Origin of the sequence: Leeuwenhoekiella sp. LLG6367-2.1, assembly GCF_045055775.1 — a bacterium.
GTDB classification, from domain to species: domain Bacteria; phylum Bacteroidota; class Bacteroidia; order Flavobacteriales; family Flavobacteriaceae; genus Leeuwenhoekiella; species Leeuwenhoekiella aequorea.
Window position 1 is genome coordinate 1,373,277 of the sequence record NZ_CP159331.1, and the last position, 25,417, is coordinate 1,398,693.

The following is a 25,417-nucleotide window of genomic DNA, read 5'->3' on the forward strand; positions in this document are numbered from 1 at the left end:
CGTTTTCTAATAAGTGTGCAAAATTACGGAATTTTGATAAGAAATCTACCGTTTTGAAACACCCATAAAAAATGAAGAATAAATGGTTATTCTATTCAAATTAGTAATCCTTAAAAACTATACTTCAACGCTAAAATCAAATTCCGTCCCGGCGCAGAAATCCCCGAAGAATACGGTCGGTAACGTTGATCGGTAATGTTTTCTAAAGCAGCGGTGGCCTTCCAGTTTTGTGCCACTTGATACTCGCTATATAAATTTAATGTATACCATTTAGGAGAATACGGATTCCCGTCTGCATCTAGTGCATATAAATAATCATTCGCAATTTGCGAAGGTGCAAGATCTTCATAAGCAATCTCCCCATTGTATTCTGCAGAGGCATCAAACTTCCATTTTTTGAGTCGGTAAATTAAATGTGTATTTCCAAATAATGGAGCCGCATGGCGTAAGGGTGCATCGCTACCATCATCTTCTTCCTGGCTACCTTCTGTGATATTAATATGAGAGGTGAACTTCACATTTTTAGAAAATAAATACTCTAAACCGGCTTCGATACCATAAACCTCAGCACGTGCTGCATTTTGAATCGCTTGTACATTACTAGGCTCGCCCTGATAATCAATAACAGTTACACCCTCAAGATTAAAATCGCGACGCACTAATGCATTTTCTAGATGCGTATAATAAGTAGTTAAATCCAATCTAAGTGATTGGCCAATTTTAAGTGCCGCACCTATCTCTGCATTATAGGCGTACTCTGCTTTCAAATTAGGATTAGGCACCACAACAGAACCCGCCTCACTATCAAATATTTTACCTATATCATCAATATTAGGCGCTCTAAAGGCAGTCCCCAAATTCAATTTTAAATCGAGTATGTCGCTGGTCTGCCAGTTTAAACCTGCAGAACCGGTGATATTTCCAAAGTTTACATTCGCATCTTCGAATGGAAAATCATAAAAAGTATCATCAAACGCAGCGTTAATTAAAATATGGTTATAGCGCAAACCGGTTTGAAGCGTTAATTTTTCAGCAAGATTAAATTGGCCGCTTAAGTAGGCAGCTAGAGATTGCCAACTCGAATTATCAGGATATCTACTGGCTGTTGCAGCCTGCTCATCGGTTTCTACATTGGTTTGATTTCCGAAGGAATTAACTTTATTATACACATATTCTAAACCGTAAAACAATCTGTTTTCAGAAAGTTTTTTAGTAAAATCGAGACCTAAAGAATAGGCATTTACCTGCTCTTCCGTTGAATACAGTATGGGATCATTAAAATCTCGATCGTTTCTGCTCTCTTCAAAATATTGGTAAGCGGCCGTTAATTTTGCATCATCATAAATATCCCCATTCCCTTTTTTATCCACTTGAAGATTTCCTAAAAACCAGGTCTGCGGACCGTAATACCACTCAGCAGAACGCAATTCATCACCACGTTTACGGGTTAAACGATCGTATCTAGAATAGTCTGAAGTGGTGCTGTAATGCATACCCAGATTAAAATCCCAGATACTATTAGGCATAAAACGCACTTTCTGAGTGAGATTAAGCAAATTAAACCCTGTAGGATTCTGCACTTTAGGGTCTTCATTCTCTACAACGGTATCAACACCATCAATAATTTTAACGTATTCTGGTCTCAGATAATCATCGGGACCGTGCCCACCCATACGCAGATCGTCAAAGTCAGAATAACTAATACTACTTAGAAAAGCCCATTTTTTTAAACCGAAATTCAAATCTAGGTGTCCAGTCTTTTCATTATTTGCAGTTGCATAACGTGTAAGCCCCATTCCTGAAAAAGAAGTCCCTTCTTCAAAAGAAAATGACGGCTTCTTTGTATAAAAATTCATCACCCCGCCCACCGCGTCACTCCCATAAACCACAGAGCCGGGACCAAGAATAACTTCTGTTTGATCTATCGTAAATGGGTCGATATTGATAACATTCTGAAGATTTCCCGATCTAAATATTGCGGTATTCATGCGTACACCATCAACAGTAATCAACAAACGATTTGTAGAAAAGCCTCTAATCATAGGGCTTCCACCGCCTAATTGACTTTTTTGTACATAAACCTGTCCACTCTGACTTAAAAAATCTGCAGCTGTTTGTGGATTTTTAAGCTCAACATCTTCGGCATCAAGCCGAATAACTTTTTGAGTTATGTCTTTTGTTTGCTGTTCAAATTTAGATACCGAAAGTACCACTTCATTCAATTGGTTTTCGTCATCCAACAAATACACCCTATTTCCAGAAGCGATTAAAGCAGCCTTTGTTGTTTTCTTCAGTATATGTGAAACGTGAGATATGTAAATTGTTTCGGCATTTGTAAAGAGTGATATATCTACAATTCCTTGTTCATTTGTAATTGCCGTACTTGTTTTTAAAGCATTATAGAGCATTGCGCCTTCTATAGGTTCGTGACTCCCATTATCGTAAACCGTAATATTCTGAGCAGTTGCAAAAGATATATTCAGAATTATAAATAGTAAGAATAGGAGAAATCGCATAAATATCAGTTAGTTGAAAAGTGCACTCAGAACAGCCAGAGACTTGGGTTTTCTAAAACTGTGCAAATGTAATTCATAATAGCTCAAGAGCATATTTACAAATGCCGCACGGCGCTTTTGGTTTAATTTTAATTCTGATAATGCATCAAAATTTGTACCCAGAAGAGTTTTTAAAGTATCTAAATTTTCTTCGGAAACACTATACAGCGTTTCGACATTTTCAAAATTACCAGACTCTAAATTAAAATTAGAATAATTGATGTTTGAAGTATCTGGATAAAAACCAAGATATTTAGTTAGTTCAAGCAGAAATAGTAAATGAAAATTCGCGGTATGTGTATGTAAATCTAGCCACATAAATGCGTGTTCTAAAAATGCATAAAGCGGTCTGTTCTCTTCCTCTTCCTGAATGGCGTTACGCAACATTTCAGATAAAAAAAGAACGATACTAGATTTCAAAATATCGGTATGCAAACTTAAATAAGGCTGTAATACTTTAGCTTCTCGTATACCTTCTAAAGTCCCCTTATCTTTATGCATGGCTACAATCTCAAGTTGTGTAGCCGGTTGAAACATTGCTGTGCGTAGTTTTCCTTTTTTTGATTTTAAAATAGATCGCAGCAAATATGTTTTTAAGCCCGCCTCTTCGGTAAAACATTTCACAATTAAATCTGCCTCTCCATATTTTAAAGCTGAAATTACAATGGCGCGCGTGTTTACTAACATTACCGAATGATCATTAGTTTAATAATCTTTGTTTCAACAGCATCTTCAGCAGTGATTAAAATGAAATAAACACCCGATGCGACTTTATATTTTCCAAATGCAGTAGTATCCCATTGAATGCTGCCACCTTCACTTTCTTCTTCATAAACAAGATTTCCATTAAGGTCTGTAATTTTAATCGTTGCATTTTCAGTTAAACCATCTAGTGTAACTAAGCCGCTATAACCTGGTCTAACGGGATTAGGAAAAACCCGTGCGTCTTCAAGCGTCTCTTTTGCAGCAACAGCAGACCCTCTATAGGAAACCAGCCCTAATGCAGTAGCGAAATAAACTTCTCCAGATTGATCGTCTATTGTAATATCTTGAATGTTGTTTGATGGTAATGGAGAATTATTTGTTCCGAATTGTTTTAAAGTTTCAAGCCCATTTGACGTAAAATAAAATGCTCCACTGCCTACGGTTCCTACCCACTTATTATTATTTCCATCTACGGCTATAGTACGTATCACTTGCTCGCCCAATAACTCTACTGCTACACCGTTGTCTTCAATTATAATTTTACGCGTTTGTATATCGGGGTCATCAAACATTTGAGCAGGACTTGTTAAGATTCTTAATCCGGCCGCAGTGCCTATCCATAAACTTCCATTTAAATCTATTGCAAGAGATAAAATGGCATTAGACGGCAAATTAGATCTACTCTCATCAAGGCGAATAAAACCTTTGGATTGCGGATTATAACCAATTAATCCTCTATTTGAAGTGCCAAAATAGACATTGCCTCGACGATCTGTAACTACCTCGGTATATGCATTGATCTCATCGAAGTCCGGTAAAATATCTGCGACAGATATACCTTGTATTACAGCTCCTTCTTTCTTTGCCAAACCGTTTTTAACCAGGCTATTGGTCATCCATAAATTACCGGAAACATCAAAAGCGGCACCGTTTATTCTAACGTCTGTGGGATTGGAGGGGACATCACTTAACCCGCTATTAGACTCATTATATAAACGCACAGGAACTTTATCATTTAATTCTAAAAAACCAGAATTATACGAACTCAGAAAGATCTGGCTAGCATCATCTGGGTTGAAAGTGATATTTGTTATATTATTTGCACCCAACAGTTCACTATATGGAATATTTAGCCACGTTTCTTCACGTAAATTACTTACACCTCGCTGCTTTAAAGGATAGGGATTGTATGCATCACTATAGTCTCCAAAAACCACCCACAATTCACCAAAAGCAGCTTCAATATTAAATGGATCATTCCGCAAAGGTCCCTCCGGAATAATAGCTAATGCGTTATCAATCGAGCTTGATGAGGTAATGAGTAAGCCATTTTGGGCCGTTCCTACGTAAAAGGCCCCGTCAAATTTAATCGTTGTATTATAACCACTAGAATATTGAGGACTTGTATAAATTGTCTCTTTTAAGGTTCCTTGTGAAGAGTATATTTGAATTTCGTTTTCAAAAGTAATAAGTAGCTCATCCTCATTAGCGCTTATTTGTTTTGGTACACCCGCAAAATTTGCTGTTGTAATAAAAGAATCAGACGATAACTGTTGCAATGTCTGATCAGAACGAACTCCAAATAAAGTAGTTGCTACTTGTTGTAAACCAAGCCATCCTTGAGAATCTATTGTCTCCCAATTTTTAAAATCTATAAGATTATCGGCAGCGGCTCTAGCACGTCTCAATCCTCCTGTAGGAGAAGCTGCGTAAATAAAATCCTCGAAAATTATCGTCTGCAGAATGGGAAGACGCGTGCCGTTATCGCCTATAAAATAGGAGTCTTTAAACTCTAATCTGTCCAGATCAAACAAAGAGATTCCAAAACCTGTAGCGATATAAAGTATATCTTCGTTTTCGTAAAAATGATTTATAGCCTTTTCTGATGGAAGAATAACCGGCTTATCTCGAATAGCGACCAAAGTTGACACAGTACCATCTGGCAATATCAAATCTACCAAGCCTGAGTAGTACCCAACGAATAAGATACCCGTTGATGCACTATAATAAACTGTACTTATAAGTTCTCCCGTTAAGCCATCTATAGTTGAGTACGTCTTGGTTTCATTTGTCGATAGTGAATAACTAAATACTGAATTTTGCGACGCTACATAAACTTCACGATCACCAGGCGCTATGGATACTATTGAATTATAGGAGAAATGCCCTGTCCACGAACTAGAATAATCCTGCCCTTGCACACAAAAAAAAGAGCACACAAAAACCAATACAATCAAGAGTTTTTTGAACATAAGCGGCAATTACCAGAATGCTAAAAGTACAATTTACCTCACAAAAAAACCTCGAAGCATTTTCGAGGTTTTTAACTTATCTATTTTGTATCACTACTTAAACAATACCTTGTGCAAGCATCGCATCTGCAACTTTTACAAATCCTGCAATATTTGCTCCTTTTACATAATCTACAAAACCATCTTCTTGTGCGCCATATTGCACACAGGCTTTGTGAATATCGTACATAATCTCATGTAGTTTTTTATCAACTTCTTCTGCAGACCAGTTATATCTCATACTGTTTTGTGACATTTCTAGACCAGAAGTAGCAACACCTCCAGCATTTGATGCCTTACCTGGAGAAAATAATATTTTTGCGTTTACAAAAACCTCTACAGCTTCTGGAGTACAAGGCATATTTGCACCTTCTCCTACACTCATAACGCCGTTTTGAACAAGTAATTCAGCATCTGCTTTATCGAGTTCGTTTTGAGTAGCACAAGGAAGCGCGATATCACATTTTACACCCCAAGGAGTTTTACCCTCGTGAAATTCTGCAGAAGGGTATTTATCTAAATATTCTTTAATTCTACCACGACGCTCATTTTTAATTTCCATAATATGAGCAAGCTTGTGTTTATCTAATCCTGCTGCGTCATATATGAAACCATCAGAATCAGACATCGTAATTACTTTTGCATCGAGCTGCATTGCTTTTTCTGCAGCATATTGAGCTACATTTCCAGAACCTGAAATCACAACAGTTTTACCCGTCATTTTCTCACCTATATTATTCAGCATAAATTTGGTGAAATATACATTTCCATAACCGGTAGCTTCAGGACGTATTTTAGATCCTCCATAAGAGAGTCCTTTACCCGTTAAAATTCCCGTAAACTCATTACGGATGCGCTTATACTGGCCAAACATATAACCTATTTCACGACCACCTACTCCAATATCTCCTGCAGGCACATCTGTATTAGGACCTATGTGACGATAAAGCTCTGTCATAAAGCTTTGACAAAATCGCATTACCTCAGCATCACTTTTGCCTCTTGGATTAAAATCTGAACCACCTTTACCTCCACCCATAGGTAATGAAGTGAGGCTGTTTTTAAAGACTTGTTCAAACCCTAGAAATTTTAAAATACTCAGGTTTACCGAAGGATGAAATCTTAATCCGCCTTTGTAAGGTCCTATAGCCGAATTAAACTCAACCCGATATCCTTTGTTAATCTGAGTTTCCCCTGCATCATCTACCCAAGCTACTCTAAACAAGATAGCACGCTCTGGTTCTACCATTCGTTCTAAAAGTTTCTTGTCTTGATATTTAGAATTTTTTTCTATAAATGGTATAACAGTTTCAGCAACCTCTTGAACCGCTTGAATAAATTCTGGCTCATTAGGATTTGCTTTTTCAACAGAGTCAACGAACTTTTTAATGCTATCTGACATATTAAAGTTTTTAATAATTACAATTTTTTACACGTTAATGCGGTACAAATATATGATATCAATAAAAATCAGGCTTTATTTTTTATATATTCTTAATATTGCTGAACTGATTTTCTCTATTCACAAACAAATAATCTACCAAGTGCATAAATTTAGGTTAAATCGGATGTTTTAGTATATTTGTTGTATAAATATCCCCAATTATAAATGAATACCAAAATCCTACTTGCGGTATTATTCTTCTGTCTTTCAATGCCTTTGACGGTAAAAGCACAATTTGGCTTCTCTAATGAAGTAGGAATAATCGCAGGCCCCTTACTTTTTCAATCAGATTTTGGTCTTCGTGAGAACTTCGATACTAATATTAACAATGTAGGAATAGGTGTAGGTATCGTACATTATATGAATTTTGCGTATCGTTCTGATTGTAATTGCTACACACGCGATGAGTACTTTAACGACCATTTTAAATTAAGAACAGAAGCAGATTTGCACTATTCAAAATTTACACACGAGGGAGTTGAATCTAAAAAGGAATCTCCAGAAGGGTATGATTTAAGAGACCATCAAGGAACATCACTAGTTTATGAATTGGGAATGCAACTAGAATATTTCCCTAAAAGTATTCGAGATTTTCAAGCGGGAGGTTACAAAGTAGCACCTTATATAAGTCTAGGAGCGCACTTCGTAGGCTATAATCCTTCTTACTCCTCAATTCAAGATGTTGATGGCGCCACACCAGAAGATATTTATTTTGACAAATTTCTAATTGGTGATGGAGAACTAGGAGGTATTGATGATAGCCCCGGCACTACCTGGGCGCTTACAGGTAGCATAGGACTACGCTATAAATTAAGTGAACTAAGTGATATAAATCTTGAATTTCGTTATCACAAATACTATTCAAACTGGGTGGATGGTCTTAATCCCGACCCCGAATTTTACCCGCCAAATAGATATGACGACTCTATCGTATGGCTAAATATTGGGTATATCTATTACTTAAATTTTTAAGTATCTTTAATTTAAGGCTTGTTTTAAATCTTCAAGAAGGTCATCTATATCTTCAATTCCTACGCTTAAGCGTATTAATGAATCTTTAACTCCCGTTTTTTCTCGCTCTTCTTTTGGAATACTTGCGTGCGTCATAGTTGCAGGATGCCCCGCTAAACTCTCTACGCCTCCTAAACTTTCTGCTAGAGTAAAAACTTTTAAATTTTCTACTACCGCTACTGCTCCCTCAAGAGAATCATTTTTAGTAGTAAAAGAAACCATACCCCCAAAATCTCTCATTTGTTTTTTTGCAATATCATATTTAGTATGATCTTTAAAACCAGGCCAGTAAACTTGATCAACTTTTGGATGGTCTTTTAAGAAATGCGCTACTGCTTTACCATTTTCACAATGACGTTGCATACGCACATGAAGCGTTTTAATTCCGCGTAGCGCTAGAAAACTATCTTGCGGCCCGCAAACTGCTCCACTCGCATTTTGTATAAAATAAAGTTTATCTGCAAGCTCTTTATCTTTTACAATAAGAGCGCCCATTACAAGGTCACTATGACCTCCTAAGTATTTTGTTACACTATGCATAACTATATCTGCCCCTAAATCTAATGGTTGTTGTAAGTAGGGTGTAGCAAATGTATTGTCTACAGCAAGTAATACATTATGAGCTTTAGCCACTTTAGAAACAGCTACTACATCTATAATGTTCATCATCGGGTTTGTAGGAGTTTCTACCCAGATTAGCTTTGTTTTATCTGTAATTGCAGCTTCAATTTTTGAAGTATCCTGCATTCCTACAAAATGGAATTTAATTCCAAAACCCTCAAATATTTTAGTAAATAAGCGGTAAGACCCACCATACAAATCATTTGTAGAAATTATCTCATCACCTGGTTTAAAAAGTTTTAAAACTGCGTCGATAGCAGCTAATCCAGAACCAAAAGCAAGACCAAAATTTCCGTTTTCTATACTTGCTAAAGCATCTTCTAAAGCCTTACGCGTAGGATTACCACTTCGCGAATATTCAAAACCTTTATGACCACCCGGAGTTGTTTGAGAATATGTAGATGTCTGATAAATAGGTGGCATTACACTACCATAAGCAGGATCTGTATTATGCTGACCTCCGTGTATTGTTTTAGTATTGAATTTCATAAATTTTAAACTTTTATTAAATGTACCACGCTAATTATCCATTGCCAAAAATCAATGTACCTTTATCCAATGTTTAACAGGCTTAAAAAAATTATTTTGAAAAAACTTTTTAGCATTTCTATTCTTCTTTTGATAGTAGCCGGTTGCCAGGAAAAAGAATCTAATTTAACTTTTGAAACCAAAAGCTATACGTCTTCAACTTTAGATTTCTGTAAAGAAAATATTTGCCCTGAAATCGAAATTGAAAGAATTACTGCAATCGGTAATCAAGAGCTTGCCGACACTATAAATAATGCTATTGAACAACTACTGATTAAAAATTTAGACATCGATCCAGATGAAAGCAGTAAAATTTTAACCTTAGAAGCTGCATTAGAAAATTTTGCAACCAGCTATCGTTCCTACAAAGAAGAATTCCCTGATGCTTCCGCAGAATATGTATTTACCAGTAAGTCTACTATAAGCTCAAATACCGATGTTTTGTTGAGTATTAATATTGATAATTACAGCTATTGGGGAGGAGCGCACGGCTATGGAAGCACATCATATTTAAACTTTGATAAGAGTACCGGAAAAACCTTATCAACAAATGAAATAATTAAGAATAAGACCGAATTTTTAAAGTTAGCTGAAACGAAATTCAAAAAACAAAAAGGTATTGCTGCCGAAGAAAATATAAACAGCACAGGTTACTTTTTTGAAAATGACGAATTTATTTTACCGGCTAATTTAGGGTTTAACGATCAAGAGCTGCTTCTGGTATATAATCCTTATGAGGTTGCCTCCTATGCAGAAGGACAAATTATAATCACTTTACCGCTTGATGAGGTTAAAGAATACCTTTCGATAGATTTATAGCACGACGCAAGGCCAAAATGGAACCGAAGTGTATTCCTTCATGAAAATTATTGAACGTTATAGCCTCTTCAACTGTAGTTAAGGTACTCCCAGTAGAAACCGTGTACGAGTTGTAATCTTTAAATATACCTGCCTTATAATCTTCTGCCACGTAATCTACCGTAGTAGATAACAATTCGCATAGTGTGATAAGATTACTTTGTGCAATGTCTTGCTCAGGTCTGGTACCTTTGCGATACCTCTCTATAAAATCCGGAGAAACCCGGGTTTCATTACCACTAAATTTATACACAAGGATTTGTTGAGTTGCGATAACGTGAGCAATATTCCAGATTATGTTATTATTAAAACCGGCAGGAATTTTATTTAAATCCTCTAAAGTTGTTGTTTTCAAAAACCCTTTTAACAGTTCACGATTTTTGCGAGTAATATCTAAAGTATAATCAAACGTGAAGCCCATAATGTTAGTTTTTTTAAAAGTACCATTTTTGCGCTAAAAGCAATTACTTTGTACCTTACTGAATCTTTAAATTTCTTATTTTGAAAAAAGTTTATTACTTATCTACTTGTGATACCTGTACTCGAATTTTAAAGGAAGTGGAACTCCCTTCTGCATTTATTAAACAGGATTTAAAGACAGATCCTATCACTGAGGAGCAGCTTGATGAATTACATAATCTTTGCGGCAGTTTTGAAATGCTTTTTAATAAACGTGCCCGCTTGTATAGAGAACGGGATCTAAACACACAAAATCTGGAAGAGCAGGATTATGAGGAATTAATTTTAGAGCATTATACATTTCTAAAAAGACCTGTAATTGTAAATAATGATAAAATATTTATAGGTAATAGCAAAAAGGTCGTAGCTGAAGCTAAAGCTTCGATACACTCTTAAATTATGGATAAGCGCGTATTAGCACTTTTAGCAGCAACCGGTGCCAGCACTATTTATGGTGTAAACCATACGCTTGCTAAAGGGGTTATGCCTCAATATATAGGCGCTTACGGCTTTATTTTATTGCGGGTGGTAGGAGCGGCAGCCCTTTTCTGGCTAGCAAGCCTCTTTACAAAGTCAGAAAAAATAGATCCCAAAGATTATTGGCGACTTTTTGGCTGCGCTGTTTTCGGAATGTTTATTAATATGCTCGCTTTTTTCAAAGGCTTAAGCTTATCAACACCCATTAACAGTTCTGTAATTATCACATTATCACCGGTTATTTTACTTGTTTTATCAGCTATATTTTTAAAAGAAAAAATATCACCGATTAAAATCATCGGGATTGCAATTGGGATGTTAGGCGCCTTAGTACTGGTTCTCTTTGGTGCTTCAACACAGGCAAACGCTCCTAATATACCGCTGGGAAATGTTCTTTATTTTGTTAATGGGGCCACTTATGCCATATACTTAATATTAGTAAAACCTATTACAAATAAATATTCAACAATTACACTCATGAAGTGGCTGTTTTTAACAGGTGTATTCTTAAATCTGCCTTTTACCATTTCAGAATTCACCGATGTAAACTGGTTAGATTTACCTACACGGGTAATCTGGATTATGCTATTTGTAGTGGTAGGAACCACATTTTCAACCTACTTTTTAAACTTGTATGCACTTAAGACCCTTAAAGCCTCAACTGTAGGTGCATTTATTTATCTACAACCCTTAATAGCTGTAATATTTGCTGTTCTTGTAGGAGCAGACCGTATAACACCGGTAAGAGCACTAGCCGGTCTATTAATATTTGCAGGTGTTTATTTATCTACTCGTACTAAAAAATCTAAAGTTTCTTAAGCACTTAGATCTTTTGGCTTTTTGCCGAAACGTCGCGTGTCTTCTTTAGTAAGGATTTTAAAATCTTCTGTTCGTTCTAACGATGAGAGATTTGCATATAATTCTTCCGGAAGACTTATGAGTTTACGCTCTTTTAAATCTATCCAAGCACCCATCATCTCACAACTAGCAAAATTTCTTCCTTTATAATCATAGAAATCATGCTGAAACTCAAAGTACATTCCATCTTCAGAGATTCCCTTTAATTGTAATGTGACACTTACCGGTTTACCGGCAAACACTTCTTTAAAGTAATACATATGCTCGTAAAACACGACAGGGCCTATGTTATGTTTAGCCATTTCTTGCTGCCCAAAACCATTTTCCATTAAAAAAGCCATACGCGTGTGACTCATAAAATTAATGTATGCGCTATTTGCAAGATGTCTGTTTGCATCTATATCACTCCACCTAATTTCAAAATCTTTCTTGTACATAGTTATTATTTAAAGCACAAAGATATTGAAATATCCTATGCGCGCATACTATTTTAAATTTACCTTAATAGCCATTACTGTAGAAACAAATCCCACTATCTTTGACAACACAAAATTGAAATATGTTAATTAGAAGAAATATTAGCTGGAAGTTAATCCTGCGCTACACCTGGAAAGAACTCATTTTTTTTCTAATTTATTCCTTAACTATCTTTTTCGTTTATCACGATTTGGGATGGTATTTTATAGATATCCCTTTTGAACCGTTAACAGTAATAGGTATTGCGGTCTCTTTTTATCTGGGTTTTAAAAACAGTCAGAGTTATGATCGTTTTTGGGAAGGTCGTAAAATATGGGGAATGATTGTTAACTGGAGTCGTACGTGGGGAGTGCGGGTATTAAGCTTAATAAGCATTGATGACCCTGTAGTTGAGCAAGAAATTAAGAGAGATTTATTTTACAGACATATAGCGTGGTTAAATGCATTACGTGTTCAATTAAGACAACCCCGAAGCTGGAGTCTTCAAGAAGGGCTTTTAATAGAACGTTTATTTGACCGTCACGCAGAACGTAATCAAGATAGCAGTGAAGCACATCAATATGTAGGTCACAGTGAATATGAAGAGACAAAAAACCGAGCAAATCCCGCAACACATCTCATAAAAAATCAGGCTTTAATTATTCAGCGATTAAGAAAAGATCAAGTTATAGATGGCTTTCAGGAAATGCAATTACAAGAAGCGCTTGGTAAATTCTATGATTTTCAAGGAATGTGTGAACGTATCAAAAACACGCCTTTCCCCAGACAATATGGATATTTCTCAAAAGTATTTACTTGGATTTTTGTTCTGTTACTTCCGCTTGGGTTATTAAATATTTTTGAAAATCACGTTTCCGAAGATATAGAACCTGCAAGACAAATCTCGTTTCTATTTCTTCAAATGATTCCATTTACTGTATTAATTATGTGGATTTTTACCACTATGGAATATGTAGGAGACAATAGTGAAGACCCTTTTGAAGGTAAGGCAAATGATGTCCCTATGACTGCTCTTTGTAGAACCATAGAAATTGACTTGAGAGATATGTTAAACGAAGAAGACTTACCCGATCCTATAAAACCCAAAGACGATATTTTATATTAATGCCTGTAATTCCTTCTACATACAAACCTAAAGGTCCATTTAAGAATTCTCATTTCAACACCATTTTTGCAGCAAAAATTAGACGTGTTTATGGTGTTAAACAAAAACGGGAGCGCCTTGTTTTGAGCGATGAAGATTTTATAGATATAGATTGGAGTTTCCCCCAGAATACAAAGGGAAATTCAAAAATTGTTCTTCTTTTTCACGGTCTTGAGGGCACCGCAAAAAGAACTTATATGCTGGGAACTATTAAGCAATTACTAGACAACGGATATCACTGTGCTGCAGTGAATTTACGAAGTTGCAGTGGTGAAATTAATAGCAAATTGAGATCGTATCATTCTGGAGCATCAGAAGATGTTGCAGAGATTATAAGTCACATAAATACTAAATATAAAGACTCTTTTTTATATCTATGTGGGTTTAGCTTAGGTGGCAATTTAATTTTAAAGTATCTGGGGGAAGAGAGAGAACGACCGTCAAATTTAGCCGCAGCCGTAGCCATTTCTACCCCGGTAGATTTATACGATTCTTTAGGAGCTTTAGAGAAACCTGGCAACTGGGTATATAGGTGGTCTTTCTTAAAAGATTTGAGAGCAAAATATAAAATGAAACTCTCCCATTATCCAGAGCATCTAACTTTAGATAATTACAAAAAAATAAGATCTCTTCGTTTGTTTGACGAGTATTACACGGCTCCTGCTCATGGCTTTACAGATGCATTAGATTACTATACTAAAAGTAGTAGCAGGCAGTTTCTTAAAAATATTAAATTACCCGTTTTATTGCTTAATGCAAAAGACGACAGCTTTTTGAATGAAAAATGCTATCCTATAGATTTATCTGCAAATCACGAATATTTACATCTTGAGATGCCAGAACGCGGTGGTCACGTAGGGTTTATTTCGGGTAAAGGAATTACTTATAATGAAAAAAGAACAGTAGAATTTTTTAACGCACAGGCGCATTGTAATTCTTAACTTTACCACTATTAACGTCATACCGGTGTTGGTGTACTCTAAATTCTTGCGTATATTAGCCCTTACTTAAAATAAAACTTAATGAAAACATTAAAATTCACATTTCTTTTAGCGCTATCACTTGTTTTAGTTAACTGCGGTGATAAAGAAAATAAGGAAGAAAAAGAGGAAGTAAAAATTGGTTCTAATACCTCTTCAACATCAAAAAAAGCAGATGAAAATGTTACAGAAGTAGTTCTTCTGGCTACAGATTTAATGCAATTTGATAAAAATGAAATACGCGTAGCAGCAGGTAAAAAAGTAAAATTGACCCTTCGTCACACCGGGAAGCAGCCAGTTGAAGTAATGGGACACAATTTTGTTTTATTAACTCAAGGAACTGAAATTCCTGCCTTTGGAGCTAAAGCTTCTGCAGCAAGAGATAACGACTATATCCCTGAAGATACAGATGCTGTAATTGTTCACACAAAAATGATAGGTGGCGGTCAATCAGACACTATAGAATTTGATGCTCCAGAACCTGGAACATATGATTTTATATGTAGCTTCCCCGGTCATTACAGTGTAATGAAAGGTAAATTTATTGTAGAATAAGATAACATCTTATATTCTAATCAAAAGCCCAAAAGTTATTGAACTGAATAATTTTTGGGCTTTTTAGCTTTATAAAAATTATGAAAACTTACTACTCCATCATACTCGTACTTGTAATGACCCTATCTTTTACTTCCTGTAAAAAAGAATCTCAAACCCAAACTATAGATCAGGAATCTGATAGTTTTCCAAATAAAAATTTAGATCCTTTAGAACGTTTTGGTGAATTATTAGTGGCAGTACAAACGAATCGTGTTTTTCCTGACGGAAAAACCTTTGTAGATTGTGAACCTAAGTTTTCATCAGATACAATTTTAGCTCGATACAAAAAACTAAAAAATCAACCCGATTTTGATTTAAAAACCTTTGTGCTCGATAATTTTACGCTTCCCGAAATAGCTACTTCGACATTCAAATCTGATACTACTCTATCTACTTCTGAGCATATTAATGCATTATGGCCGTATTTAAAAAGAGATGCAGATGCCGTAGAAAATGGCTCGAGAATTTCTCTACCTAACGCTTACATAGTTCCTGGCGGTCGATTTCAAGAGGTTTATTACTGGGATAGTTATTTTATTCTTCTAGGCTTAAAAGAGGCAGGCGAAATAGACTTAATAGAAAATATATTAGACAATTTTGCTTATCAAATTGAAACTATTGGCTTTATACCTAACGGAAACAGAACTTACTATCTGGGTCGTTCACAACCTCCGTTTTTTGCTGAAATGGTAAATCTTTTAGCAGAAATAAAAGAAGAGCGTGAGGTGTATCTCAAGTATCATGATGCACTTGAAAAAGAATATGAATTCTGGATGAAAGGCTGTGAAACCCTTGCTTCAGATGCTGCTATAGATCGGGTAATTAAAATGCCAGATGGAAGCTTTTTAAATAGATATTACAGCAATACGACAACTCCACGAGCAGAAAGCTATCTAGAAGATGTCACTACTGCTGAAGAATCTGGACGTAATGCAGCAGAGGTGTATTTAAATATTTCAGCAGCATGCGAGAGTGGGTGGGATTTTAGCAGCAGATGGTTTGAGGATCCTAATGACATTGCTACTATACAAACTACAGAGATTATTCCCGTAGATCTTAATGCGCTTCTTTATAACCTAGAACAAACATTAGCAGAGGTACGCAAATATGCAAATGACGAGGAAGGATCAACAGCATTAGAACAGGCTGCATCAATCCGTAAAAAAGCTATAGACACGTATTTGTGGGACAAAAAGAAGGGTACATATGTAGATTATAATATGATTAAAAAGGAAGCTTCCCCTACCCTTTCACTCGCTATGGTTTATCCTTTATATTTCAAATTAGCTTCAGAAAAACAAGCAGAGTCAGTTTCTCAAGTTTTAGAAAATCAATTTTTAAAACCAGGCGGACTGGTAACAACGCTTGAATTAAATAAACAACAATGGGACAGTCCTAATGGCTGGCCACCTCATCAATGGCTTGCTGTACGCGGATTAGAATCTTATGGAAAAAATACATTAGCTGAAAAAATTACTTCTCGCTGGCTAAATCTTAATGATCAGGTTTATAAACGTACCGGCAAAATGCTTGAAAAATACAATGTGATTGACACCACATTAGTTGCCGGAGGAGGAGAATATCCCACGCAAGATGGTTTTGGCTGGACAAATGGGGTTTATTTGGATCTTAAAAAGAATAAACGCTAATTCTATCATTCTCCGGAATCAAAAAAAAAACAGCGGGTGTTAACTTTTTAAGTTAACACCCGCTGTTTTTTTTCCTATTAGTTACTATATAAAATTATCACACGCGACATAGGCATTTATAACCGCTTGTTCTCCTGCTATACCGGAAATCGAGTTACCATGCTCCATCCCCAAAATTCCATTGAAGCCTTTTTTGTGAATATGCCTGAATATATTCTTATAATTAATCTCACCTGTTGTTGGCTCTTTTCTACCGGGATTATCACCCATTTGAAAATAAGCGATCTCATCCCAACATGAATCTATATTAGGTATTAAGTTACCTTCTTGTATTTGTTGATGATAAATATCAAAAAGTATTTTACACGAAGGGCTATCAACTGCTTTGCAAATTTGATAAGCTTGACCACTTTCTTTTAAAAATAATCCGGGGTGGTTATAAAAATTAAGTGGTTCCAAAACCATTACTAGTCCCTCTGGTTCTAATAATGCAGAAGCTTGTTTAAGCGTTTCAATTACATGAGCCGTTTGATAGTTGATATTTTGAGTCATATCAATATAACCCGGTACAACCGTCATAAATTTTGCATTAACGCGTTTTGCAACACTTATAGAAGCTTGTATGTCTGAGAGAAATTCATCCCGCAAATTTTGATTGCCGCTAGTAAGATTGGGAGTGGTCCAATATATTTTATGTGCTACAAATACACCCATTTGCATATTACGTGCACGCATTACCTCTGCAATCCTATTTTGCTCTGAAACCTCTCGATTACGCATTTCATTATCTTCAAATGCTGTAAACCCTTGGTCGGCCATAAAATTTATTTGCGCAATAGGGTCGTCACCTGCACTATTTTTAAACATCCCTAAGTGCGGCGCATACTTTAAGTTAAAATGATGCTTGGGCATTGCATTAACAGTATTCTGCAATGCAAATAACTCTGTACCACCCAGAGCTAAAAAGGAGCCACTAAGGGCTCCTTTTTGTATAAATAAACGTCTTTTCATTACAGTGACATTGCTTTTCCTGCGCCAGCATCAGATTCTGGCATACAGCCAATATAAGCACCAGGAATAGGATCGTACCACATAACATTTTCTCCTACCTCTTCGCTGTTTTTCCATCCCCAAATTCCAAGATCTCTTACCGTACTTAAATAAGCATAAGACCCTGCATGAGCATCAAAATCTGCTGTTGGAGCATCTGGATCCTGAGTTTCAGAAATACGCTTAACGAATGCATCTCTGGTTTCATTATCTGCCCCAAGATACTTTGCTACCGCTTTTTCAAAATCCTCATCATCTCCATCGACTAATTCTTTATCAAAATTCTCTTTAAAGCTTAATGCAAATGCATTTGCACCAGATTTAAATTCTTCTTTTTGTTTGTCTCCTGCTACTTCATTCATGTAGCTGTCAATAAACTGAGCAAGATTTAGATCTGAAGCACCCGGTGTATCTCCTTTAGGCAAAATAACATCAAGTATTTTAGTTAAAGCATATCCATTAGCCGCATTTAAATAAACAGGCTCCCAGTCGCTTTTAGGTTCGCTTTTACAACTTTGCAATAAGTTAAAAACGGCTGGAGCTACCATAACATAGCCGGCTCCCAGACCAATATTCTTTAAAACCTCTCTTCTTTTCATAATTATGCGAATTTTCCGTTTTTAAATTGCTCTGCTGCGTGTGCGGCTGCACGCGCAGTAAAGGCCATATAAGTTAATGATGGATTTACACAACTAGCAGAAGTCATAAATGCACCGTCTGTAACATAAACGTTAGGCACAGCATGTACCTGGTTGTTTCCGTTAAGAACCGATGTTTTAGGATCTCTACCCATACGAGCAGTACCCATTTCATGAATTCCTAAACCTGGAGCTCCAGGATTATCGTATGGTTTTACATCTTTAAAACCAGCATTTGTAAGCATTTCTACTGCCTGCTGCTTCATATCTTTACGCATCTCCCACTCGTTCTCTTTCCACTCTGCATCAAAAGTGATCGTTGGGATTCCCCATTTATCAACCTTATTATAATCTAAGGTCATTTTATTTTCGTGGTATGGTAAACATTCACCAAAAGCTGTAATTCCTATCGTCCAGTCTCCTGGTTCAGAAATTGCCTTTTTTAAATCTTCTCCATATTTCATTTCAGCTACTGCTTCAGTCCAGTCACCTCGGCTTGCACCACCTTGATATCCATAACCTCTCTTAAAGTTAGGTTGATCGGTCTCACCACCTACATTTCTAAATCGAGGTATGTACAATCCGTTTGCACGGCGTCCTTTATAATATTTATCATGATAGCCATCAAATTTACCGGAAGCACCTACCTGAAAATGGTGATCCATTATATTGTGACCTAACTCTCCACTATCATTTCCTAATCCATTAGGAAAACGATCTGATTTTGACTGCATCAAAATAGAAGCAGAAGCAATTGCAGATGCACATAAAAAGATGACTTTAGCGTTAAAGGTCATTTCCTCCTTAGTTTCGGCATCAATTACTTTTACTCCAGTTGCTAATTTAGTTGCGTCATCATATATAACCTCTTTAACAATACTAAAAGGTCGCAAAGTCATATTGCCTGTCTTTTCTGCTGCTGGCAACGTAGATGAGTTACTACTAAAGTAAGCACCAAATGGGCAACCGCGCATACATCTGTTTCGGTACTGGCACGCAGAACGCCCTTCAAATGTTTTATCTGTATAAGTAATATGTGCGGTGCGACCTATAGTTACCAGACGATCTTTGTAATTTTGAGCCATATTCTTTTTAAGATGCTCTTCTACACAGTTAAGATCCATTGGTGGTCCAAAGTTACCATCTGGCAACTGAGGAAGTCCTAAGTTCTCACCACTCACACCTATGTATTCTTCAACCTTGTCATACCAAGGAGCAATATCTTTGTAACGTACCGGCCAGTCTACTGCTACGCCCTCTTTTTTATTTGCTTCAAAATCTATATCACTCAAACGATAACTTTGACGGCCCCACATAATTGAACGACCTCCTACGTGATATCCTCGCATCCAGTCAAAACGCTTAGTTTCATTATAAGGATGCTCTAAATCGTTTACAAAAAAGTGACTATGCGCTTTGTTTGTAGTATAACCTGTACGCGCTTGCTTAAACTGTTTTGCCTCCTCTTCTTTTGTAGGCTGTCCTTTGAATTTGAAATCCCAAGGATCCATATTCATGGTAGGATAATCTTCAATATGCCTTACCATACGACCACGTTCAAGAACTAAAGTCTTTAGACCTTGTTCACTTAACTCTTTGGCGGCCCAGCCACCGCTAATTCCAGTACCTACCACAATGGCATCGTACATCTCTTCAGGTTTAATACTACTCACGTTTTTTCTAGTTTTTTGATAATATATTCTAGCCAATACTATCAAATATATAAATTTTAAGTTATTTTTTAGTTAAACCAAAAAAAGTATAATTTAGAGATCTTATATGTTTTAAGTGTAAAACATACGTTATTGCACTCAACTAGAAACAACCTAATTTGCTTAGCCAATGAACATTAAACTCCTATTAGCATCACTTACAGCTGTCGCTGTAATGTCGTGTAAAAGCGAAAAAAAAATTGAAAAAAATGTCAATGAAAGCGTTGTAGTTGCTCAAAATGACCCTTTTTTTAAAATTTCTTTAGCACAATGGTCCCTTAATGAAGCAATACGCAATGGTGAAATGAGCCCATTGGATTTTGCTGAAAAAGCCCACAAAATGGGTTTTGAAGGAATAGAATATGTAAGCCAACTTTACACCCCACTTATGGAGACTTATTCTAATGATCAAGTAGCATTAGATTCTATACTTCCCATATTAAAATCGAAGTCTGAAGAATTTAATGTCGATAATGTTTTAATAATGGTTGATGCCGAAGGTAATCTTGCAGCTGCAAATGAACAGGAGCGTAATCAAGCCGTTGAAGATCACAAAAAATGGATTGACGCCGCCGCTTATTTAGGTTGTCACGCTATTCGGGTTAATTTGATAGGCGCACCGGATGAGGAAGTTTGGAAAAATAGCGCAATAGACGGTCTAGGGAAATTGGCAGACTATGGAGCTACAAAAAATATCGAAGTGATTGTAGAAAATCACGGTGGCTTTTCTTCTAACGCAAAATTACTTATGCAGGTCATTAATACTATAGATAAACCTAACTGTGGTACACTTCCTGACTTCGGTAATTTTTGTATGAAACGTGAAAATGGTGCACAATGGGATGGCGCTTGCCTAGAAGAATACCCACGTTATCAAGGTATTGAAGAAATGATGCCAAAAGCTTTAGCTGTTAGTGCCAAGACCTATAACTTTGACCAGAACGGTAACGAGACTTCAATGGATTTTTCAAAAATTCTTCAAGTAGTAAAAGACGCCGGTTATCAAGGATATATAGGTATAGAATATGAAGGCAACAATCTTACTGCCGAACAAGGAATTATAAAAACCAAAGAATTACTGCTTGCTGCAGCACAAAATCTTAACTAACTATTTTATGAAATCATTTATTCGCGTACAACTCTCAATTATGATGTTCCTGGAGTTCTTTATCTGGGGAGGTTGGTTTGTAACCTTAGGTACATTTATGGGTCAAAATTTAAATGCTAATGCCGGTGAAATTGGCGCTGCATTTTCTACTCAATCCTGGGGAGCTATCATTGCTCCTTTTATTATAGGGTTAATTGCAGATCGTTACTTTAATGCCGAGCGTATTCTAGGTGTTTTACATTTAATTGGCGCCGTACTTATGTATCAAATGGCAAATGCTACAGATTTTGCAGCTTTCTATCCTTATGTTTTAGGGTATATGATTGCTTATATGCCTACACTGGCTTTAGTAAATTCGGTTTCATTTAGACAACTTAAAGATCCGGCTAAAGAGTTTTCATACATACGTGTATTTGGCACCATAGGATGGATTGTTGCCGGTGTTGTGATTAGCTATGTATTTTTCTGGGATAGTACAGAAGCCCTGGCAGATGGCGCTCTTAAAAACACCTTCTTAATGACCGCAATAGCTTCAGCAGTTCTAGGGATTTTCAGTTTTACCTTGCCAAAAACTCCACCTGTTGTTGCAAAAGGTGAAAAAGTAGGAATTCGTGACATTCTTGGTCTTGATGCTTTATCTCTTTTAAAAGACCGAAATTTCCTGGTGTTCTTTGCTTCTTCAATCTTAATATGTATTCCACTAGCGTTTTATTATCAGAATTTGAGTCCGTTTCTTACTGAAATAGGTATGGAGGGATCAACTGCAAAAGCAGCAATAGGTCAAGTATCTGAGGTTTTATTTATGCTGTTACTACCCTTATTCTTTAAGCGTTTTGGTGTAAAATATACTTTATTAATAGGTATGGCTGCTTGGGCAGTACGTTACTTATTATTTGCTTATGGTAATGCAGACGAGCTAGTTGTTATGTTATTTATAGGAATCGCGCTTCACGGAGTTTGTTATGATTTCTTCTTTGTATCAGGACAGATTTATACAGATAGCAAAGCAGGAGAGAAATTTAAAAGTTCTGCGCAAGGTCTTATCACTTTAGCAACTTACGGAGTAGGAATGCTTGTGGGATTTTTTATAGCAGGAAAAGTAACAGACAGTAATTTAATTAGTGAAGGGGTTCACGATTGGAATGGCATCTGGACATTTCCGGTACTTTTTGCAGTAGTGGTTATGGTTCTTTTTGCTATATTCTTCAAGAATGAAAAAGTAGAAGAAAAACATTTATAAGATGAAAAAACTTAAGATGGGAATGGTAGGCGGCGGTCAAGGCTCTTTTATAGGAGATGTACACCGTAGAGCCTCCAGAATAGATGGTATGATCGACTTGGTTTGTGGGGCGTTTAGCAGTGATGCAGAACGTAGTCTGCAATCTGCCGAAGCTTTAGGAGTAGCTCCTGAGCGTGCTTACAAAAGCTTTGAGGAAATGATTAAAAAGGAAGCAGAACTTCCTGAAAATGAGCGTATGGATTTTGTTGCCATTGTCACTCCTAATCATATGCATTTTCCACCTGCAAAATTAGCGCTAGAATCTGGCTTTCATGTTATTTGCGATAAACCCGTAACATTAACGCTAGAAGAAGCATTTGATCTTCAAAAAGTAGTAAAAAGCAGCGGTAAAATTTTTGCTCTAACACATAATTACACGGGCTATCCTATGGTTAAACAAGCTCGTTTGATGATAGCAAATGGAGAGCTTGGTGAATTGCGTAAAGTAGTTGTACATTATTTACAAGGGTGGATGTCAACTGCGGTTGAAGAAACCGAAAACAAACAAGCTTCGTGGCGTGTAGATCCTAAAAAATCTGGAATAGGTGGTGCATTAGGCGATATAGGTACTCACGCAGAAAACTTAACGGAGTATATTACATGTAAGAAAATTGTAGAGGTAGCTGCAGACTTAAGCAGCTTTGGCGCAGGTCGCGTTCTCGATGATGATGGTAATATTTTATTACGTTTAGAAGGAAACACTAAGGGTTCTTTGAGCATATCTCAAATAGCTACAGGAGAAGAAAACAATCTGGGCATACGTATTTATGGAACAAAAGGAAGCGTAGCTTGGTATCAGGAAAATCCGAATGAATTAACAGCTTATTGGTTAGATAAACCCAAGCAGATTTTCACTCCTGGTGGTAATGGCACATACCCAGAATCTACCGAATATACACGAGTTCCTCCGGGTCATCCGGAAGGTTACTTAGAAGGTTTTGCTACTATATACCGCAGCTTTGCAAAAGAAGTTGAAGCGGTAAAGAATGGAGCCGACCTATCTGAAAGACCAGATTTCCCTACTATAGATGACGGCTTACGCGGTATGCAGTTTATATACGCATCTGTAGCTTCAAGCGATAATAACGCTGCTTGGGTTAGCTTAAAAAATTAATAATTAAACACAGCGTCTCTTAAGACGCTGTGTTTGTATAAAATAAACAACCAAATGAAAACCATAAAAGGCCCTGCAGTTTTTCTCGCTCAGTTTATGGACGATAAAGAACCCTTCAATTCTCTTGACGGATTGTGTAAATGGGCAAGCAATCTAGGTTATAAAGGAATTCAGATCCCTACTTGGGAAACTCGTTTAATCGATCTAAAAAAAGCAGCAGAAAGCAAAACATACTGCGATGAGCTTAAAGGCAAAATAAACAGCTACGGCCTAGAGATCACCGAACTTTGTACACATCTTCAAGGGCAATTAGTTGCTGTACATCCTGCATATGATGAGATGTTTGACAATTTTGCTCCAGACGGTTTTAAAAATAATCCAAAAAAGCGTCAGGCGTGGGCAGTTGACCAATTAATGAGTGCTGCAAAAGCGAGTAGAAATTTAGGTATTGATGTTCACGGTACATTTAGTGGAGCATTGTTATGGCACACTTTTCACCCATGGCCACAGCGCCCTCCGGGATTAGTAGAATTAGGATTTAAAGAACTAGCAGAACGCTGGACTCCTATTTTGAATGCTTTTGATGAGCAAGGTGTAGATGTATGTTATGAAGTACACCCTGGTGAAGATATTCACGACGGAGTGACTTTTGAACGTTTTCGAGAAGCTACAGGCAACCACAAACGTGTAAATATTTTATATGATCCTAGTCATTTTGTACTTCAGCAATTAGACTATATCGAGTATATAGACAATTATCACGAGTTCATAAAAATGTTTCACGTAAAGGATTCAGAGTTTAATCCTACGGGTAAAAAAGGTGTTTTTGGAGGTTATGGCGATTGGAAAGATCGCGCAGGACGCTATCGCTCTCCAGGAGATGGACAAATAGATTTTAAAACCATATTTACTAAACTTACAGAATATAGCTGTGATGTTTGGGCAGTTATGGAATGGGAATGCTGTATTAAATCTCCAGAACAAGGAGCCCGGGAAGGTGCTCCATTTATAGCCAGTCACATAATAGAGGCTACCGAAAAAGCTTTTGACGATTTTGCTGGCGCGGAAACAGATGAAGCAAAACTGAAACGAATTTTAGGTATTTAAAATATAAAACAATGAAAAAAATCACTTTATCCTTAGGACTTGCTATCGCTCTCTTTGCATCTTGTAAAGAACAGACGAAAAATGCTGAAAATGAAACTGTAGCAGTTTCAGAAACCGAAGAAACTCAACCACAAGAGGAATGGACTATTCTTTTTGATGGTAGCAACCTCGACAATTGGCACGTGTATAATGGGGCTGAACCTACGCAATGGAAAATCGAAGATGAAGCACTGGTATTCACACCTGCAGAAAAAAGAGATGGGACCGAAAATCTTGTAACAGACAGCACATACACTAGTTTTGTATTAAGCCTTGACTGGAAGATTTCAGAAGGTGGAAACAGCGGTATTTTATGGGGCGTACAAGAAGATTCAAAATTTAATGAACCTTATTATACAGGTGCAGAAATACAAGTTCTTGATGATGAACGCCACCCAGATGCAAAAGCAGGAACTACACACCGTTCTGGTGCATTATATGATATGATTGCAGCTCCAGAAGGTGTTGTTAAATCTGCCGGTGAGTGGAATACTTATGAGATAACAATAGATCATAATACTAACAAAGGTAGTGTGGTAATGAATGGTCAAGAGGTTGTCACATTCCCGGTGTCTGGTGAAGAGTGGGATGCTATGGTTGCAAAATCAAAATTCGCAGATTGGGAAGCATTTGCTAAAGTAAAAACCGGAAAAATTGCTTTACAAGATCACGGCAATCAGGTTTCTTACAGAAATATAAAAATTAAACAACTTTAA

General features: G+C 36.7%; 22 protein-coding genes and 1 pseudogene. 13 read left to right on the forward strand and 10 right to left on the reverse strand.

Annotated elements, in window-relative coordinates:
* Positions 1–110: 110 nt before the first annotated feature.
* The 4 genes from ABVM53_RS06245 to gdhA all read right to left on the reverse strand — a co-directional run bounded on the left by ABVM53_RS06245 (position 111) and on the right by gdhA (position 6,953).
* Positions 111–2,516: a TonB-dependent receptor plug domain-containing protein gene (locus tag ABVM53_RS06245; RefSeq protein ID WP_405330517.1), complete on the reverse strand. Its 2,406-nt coding sequence runs from the start codon at positions 2,514–2,516 to the stop codon at positions 111–113.
* Positions 2,517–2,525: 9 nt separating this feature from the next.
* Positions 2,526–3,242 carry a DNA repair protein RecO gene (gene recO, locus ABVM53_RS06250; protein ID WP_405330519.1) on the reverse strand — a complete coding sequence of 239 codons (717 nt, stop codon included), beginning with the start codon at positions 3,240–3,242 and terminating at the stop codon, positions 2,526–2,528.
* A complete protein-coding gene (locus ABVM53_RS06255; RefSeq protein WP_405330521.1) occupies positions 3,242–5,512 on the reverse strand; it encodes a T9SS type A sorting domain-containing protein in 2,271 nt (756 codons plus the stop codon). The genes recO and ABVM53_RS06255 overlap by 1 nt, the downstream gene beginning before the upstream one ends.
* Positions 5,513–5,609: 97 nt before the next feature.
* The gene (gdhA, locus tag ABVM53_RS06260) at positions 5,610–6,953 is read right to left on the reverse strand and encodes an NADP-specific glutamate dehydrogenase (protein ID WP_371455613.1); all 1,344 of its coding nucleotides are present in this window, start codon (positions 6,951–6,953) and stop codon (positions 5,610–5,612) included.
* A gap of 207 nt (positions 6,954–7,160) precedes the next feature.
* Here gdhA and ABVM53_RS06265 point away from each other — a divergent pair, with 207 nt between their 5' ends.
* Positions 7,161–7,967 (forward strand): THC0290_0291 family protein, encoded by an 807-nt coding sequence (locus ABVM53_RS06265; RefSeq protein ID WP_405330523.1) that lies wholly within the window; start codon positions 7,161–7,163, stop codon positions 7,965–7,967.
* 6 nt (positions 7,968–7,973) lie between these two features.
* Here the strand turns inward: ABVM53_RS06265 and ABVM53_RS06270 are convergent.
* Positions 7,974–9,119 (reverse strand): annotated as a pseudogene (locus tag ABVM53_RS06270) (cystathionine gamma-synthase); the annotation flags it as partial.
* Positions 9,120–9,212: 93 nt separating this feature from the next.
* Here ABVM53_RS06270 and ABVM53_RS06275 point away from each other — a divergent pair.
* On the forward strand, positions 9,213–9,974 hold the full coding sequence (locus ABVM53_RS06275; RefSeq protein ID WP_405330525.1) for a PdaC/SigV domain-containing protein: 762 nt from the start codon (positions 9,213–9,215) through the stop codon (positions 9,972–9,974).
* Here ABVM53_RS06275 and ABVM53_RS06280 read toward each other — a convergent pair.
* A complete protein-coding gene (locus tag ABVM53_RS06280) occupies positions 9,946–10,434 on the reverse strand; it encodes a DinB family protein (protein WP_405330527.1) in 489 nt (162 codons plus the stop codon). The two genes, ABVM53_RS06275 and ABVM53_RS06280, sit on opposite strands and share 29 nt — an antisense overlap.
* Before the next feature lie 80 nt (positions 10,435–10,514).
* Here ABVM53_RS06280 and ABVM53_RS06285 point away from each other — a divergent pair, with 80 nt between their 5' ends.
* A complete protein-coding gene (locus tag ABVM53_RS06285; RefSeq protein WP_371455609.1) occupies positions 10,515–10,868 on the forward strand; it encodes an arsenate reductase family protein in 354 nt (117 codons plus the stop codon).
* Positions 10,869–10,871: 3 nt separating this feature from the next.
* Complete coding sequence (locus tag ABVM53_RS06290) at positions 10,872–11,768, forward strand: DMT family transporter (RefSeq protein ID WP_405330529.1); 897 nt, start codon at positions 10,872–10,874, stop codon at positions 11,766–11,768.
* Here ABVM53_RS06290 and ABVM53_RS06295 read toward each other — a convergent pair.
* Entirely contained in the window at positions 11,765–12,244 is a 480-nt protein-coding gene (locus ABVM53_RS06295; RefSeq protein WP_371455607.1) for an acyl-CoA thioesterase, read from the reverse strand. The genes ABVM53_RS06290 and ABVM53_RS06295 overlap by 4 nt on opposite strands.
* Positions 12,245–12,366: 122 nt before the next feature.
* On the opposite strand from ABVM53_RS06295, the gene ABVM53_RS06300 reads away from it, so the two are divergent.
* From ABVM53_RS06300 to treF, 4 genes are all read left to right on the forward strand, one after another.
* Positions 12,367–13,389: a bestrophin family protein gene (locus ABVM53_RS06300; protein ID WP_371455606.1), complete on the forward strand. Its 1,023-nt coding sequence runs from the start codon at positions 12,367–12,369 to the stop codon at positions 13,387–13,389.
* Positions 13,389–14,369 carry a YheT family hydrolase gene (locus ABVM53_RS06305; protein ID WP_405330532.1) on the forward strand — a complete coding sequence of 327 codons (981 nt, stop codon included), beginning with the start codon at positions 13,389–13,391 and terminating at the stop codon, positions 14,367–14,369. The genes ABVM53_RS06300 and ABVM53_RS06305 overlap by 1 nt, the downstream gene beginning before the upstream one ends.
* 81 nt (positions 14,370–14,450) lie before the next feature.
* The gene (gene azu, locus ABVM53_RS06310; protein ID WP_128758046.1) at positions 14,451–14,963 is read left to right on the forward strand and encodes an azurin; all 513 of its coding nucleotides are present in this window, start codon (positions 14,451–14,453) and stop codon (positions 14,961–14,963) included.
* Between the two features lie 80 nt (positions 14,964–15,043).
* Entirely contained in the window at positions 15,044–16,654 is a 1,611-nt protein-coding gene (gene treF / locus ABVM53_RS06315; protein ID WP_405330534.1) for an alpha,alpha-trehalase TreF, read from the forward strand.
* 84 nt (positions 16,655–16,738) lie between these two features.
* Here the strand turns inward: treF and ABVM53_RS06320 are convergent, their stop codons facing one another.
* Genes ABVM53_RS06320 through ABVM53_RS06330 form a run of 3 tightly spaced genes read right to left on the reverse strand, consistent with a single transcriptional unit; the run spans position 16,739 to position 19,991 of the window.
* Positions 16,739–17,665 carry a hydroxypyruvate isomerase family protein gene (locus ABVM53_RS06320; RefSeq protein WP_405330536.1) on the reverse strand — a complete coding sequence of 309 codons (927 nt, stop codon included), beginning with the start codon at positions 17,663–17,665 and terminating at the stop codon, positions 16,739–16,741.
* Positions 17,665–18,303, reverse strand: coding sequence for a gluconate 2-dehydrogenase subunit 3 family protein (locus ABVM53_RS06325; RefSeq protein ID WP_405330538.1), 639 nt, complete (start codon positions 18,301–18,303; stop codon positions 17,665–17,667). Before ABVM53_RS06325 ends, ABVM53_RS06320 begins: the two co-directional genes overlap by 1 nt.
* Positions 18,304–18,305: 2 nt before the next feature.
* Positions 18,306–19,991, reverse strand: a complete 1,686-nt coding sequence (locus tag ABVM53_RS06330; RefSeq protein WP_371455866.1) for a GMC oxidoreductase — start codon at positions 19,989–19,991, stop codon at positions 18,306–18,308.
* A gap of 193 nt (positions 19,992–20,184) precedes the next feature.
* Between ABVM53_RS06330 and ABVM53_RS06335 the strand changes: the two genes are divergently transcribed.
* Genes ABVM53_RS06335 through ABVM53_RS06355 form a run of 5 tightly spaced genes read left to right on the forward strand, consistent with a single transcriptional unit; the run spans position 20,185 to position 25,417 of the window.
* The gene (locus ABVM53_RS06335) at positions 20,185–21,162 is read left to right on the forward strand and encodes a sugar phosphate isomerase/epimerase family protein (RefSeq protein ID WP_405330540.1); all 978 of its coding nucleotides are present in this window, start codon (positions 20,185–20,187) and stop codon (positions 21,160–21,162) included.
* A gap of 7 nt (positions 21,163–21,169) precedes the next feature.
* The gene (locus ABVM53_RS06340) at positions 21,170–22,402 is read left to right on the forward strand and encodes a nucleoside permease (RefSeq protein WP_128758051.1); all 1,233 of its coding nucleotides are present in this window, start codon (positions 21,170–21,172) and stop codon (positions 22,400–22,402) included.
* A 1-nt stretch (position 22,403) separates the two neighbouring features.
* Positions 22,404–23,555 carry a Gfo/Idh/MocA family protein gene (locus ABVM53_RS06345; RefSeq protein WP_405330542.1) on the forward strand — a complete coding sequence of 384 codons (1,152 nt, stop codon included), beginning with the start codon at positions 22,404–22,406 and terminating at the stop codon, positions 23,553–23,555.
* Between the two features lie 54 nt (positions 23,556–23,609).
* Entirely contained in the window at positions 23,610–24,662 is a 1,053-nt protein-coding gene (locus ABVM53_RS06350) for a sugar phosphate isomerase/epimerase family protein (protein ID WP_405330544.1), read from the forward strand.
* Between the two features lie 11 nt (positions 24,663–24,673).
* On the forward strand, positions 24,674–25,417 hold the full coding sequence (locus tag ABVM53_RS06355) for a DUF1080 domain-containing protein (protein WP_405330546.1): 744 nt from the start codon (positions 24,674–24,676) through the stop codon (positions 25,415–25,417).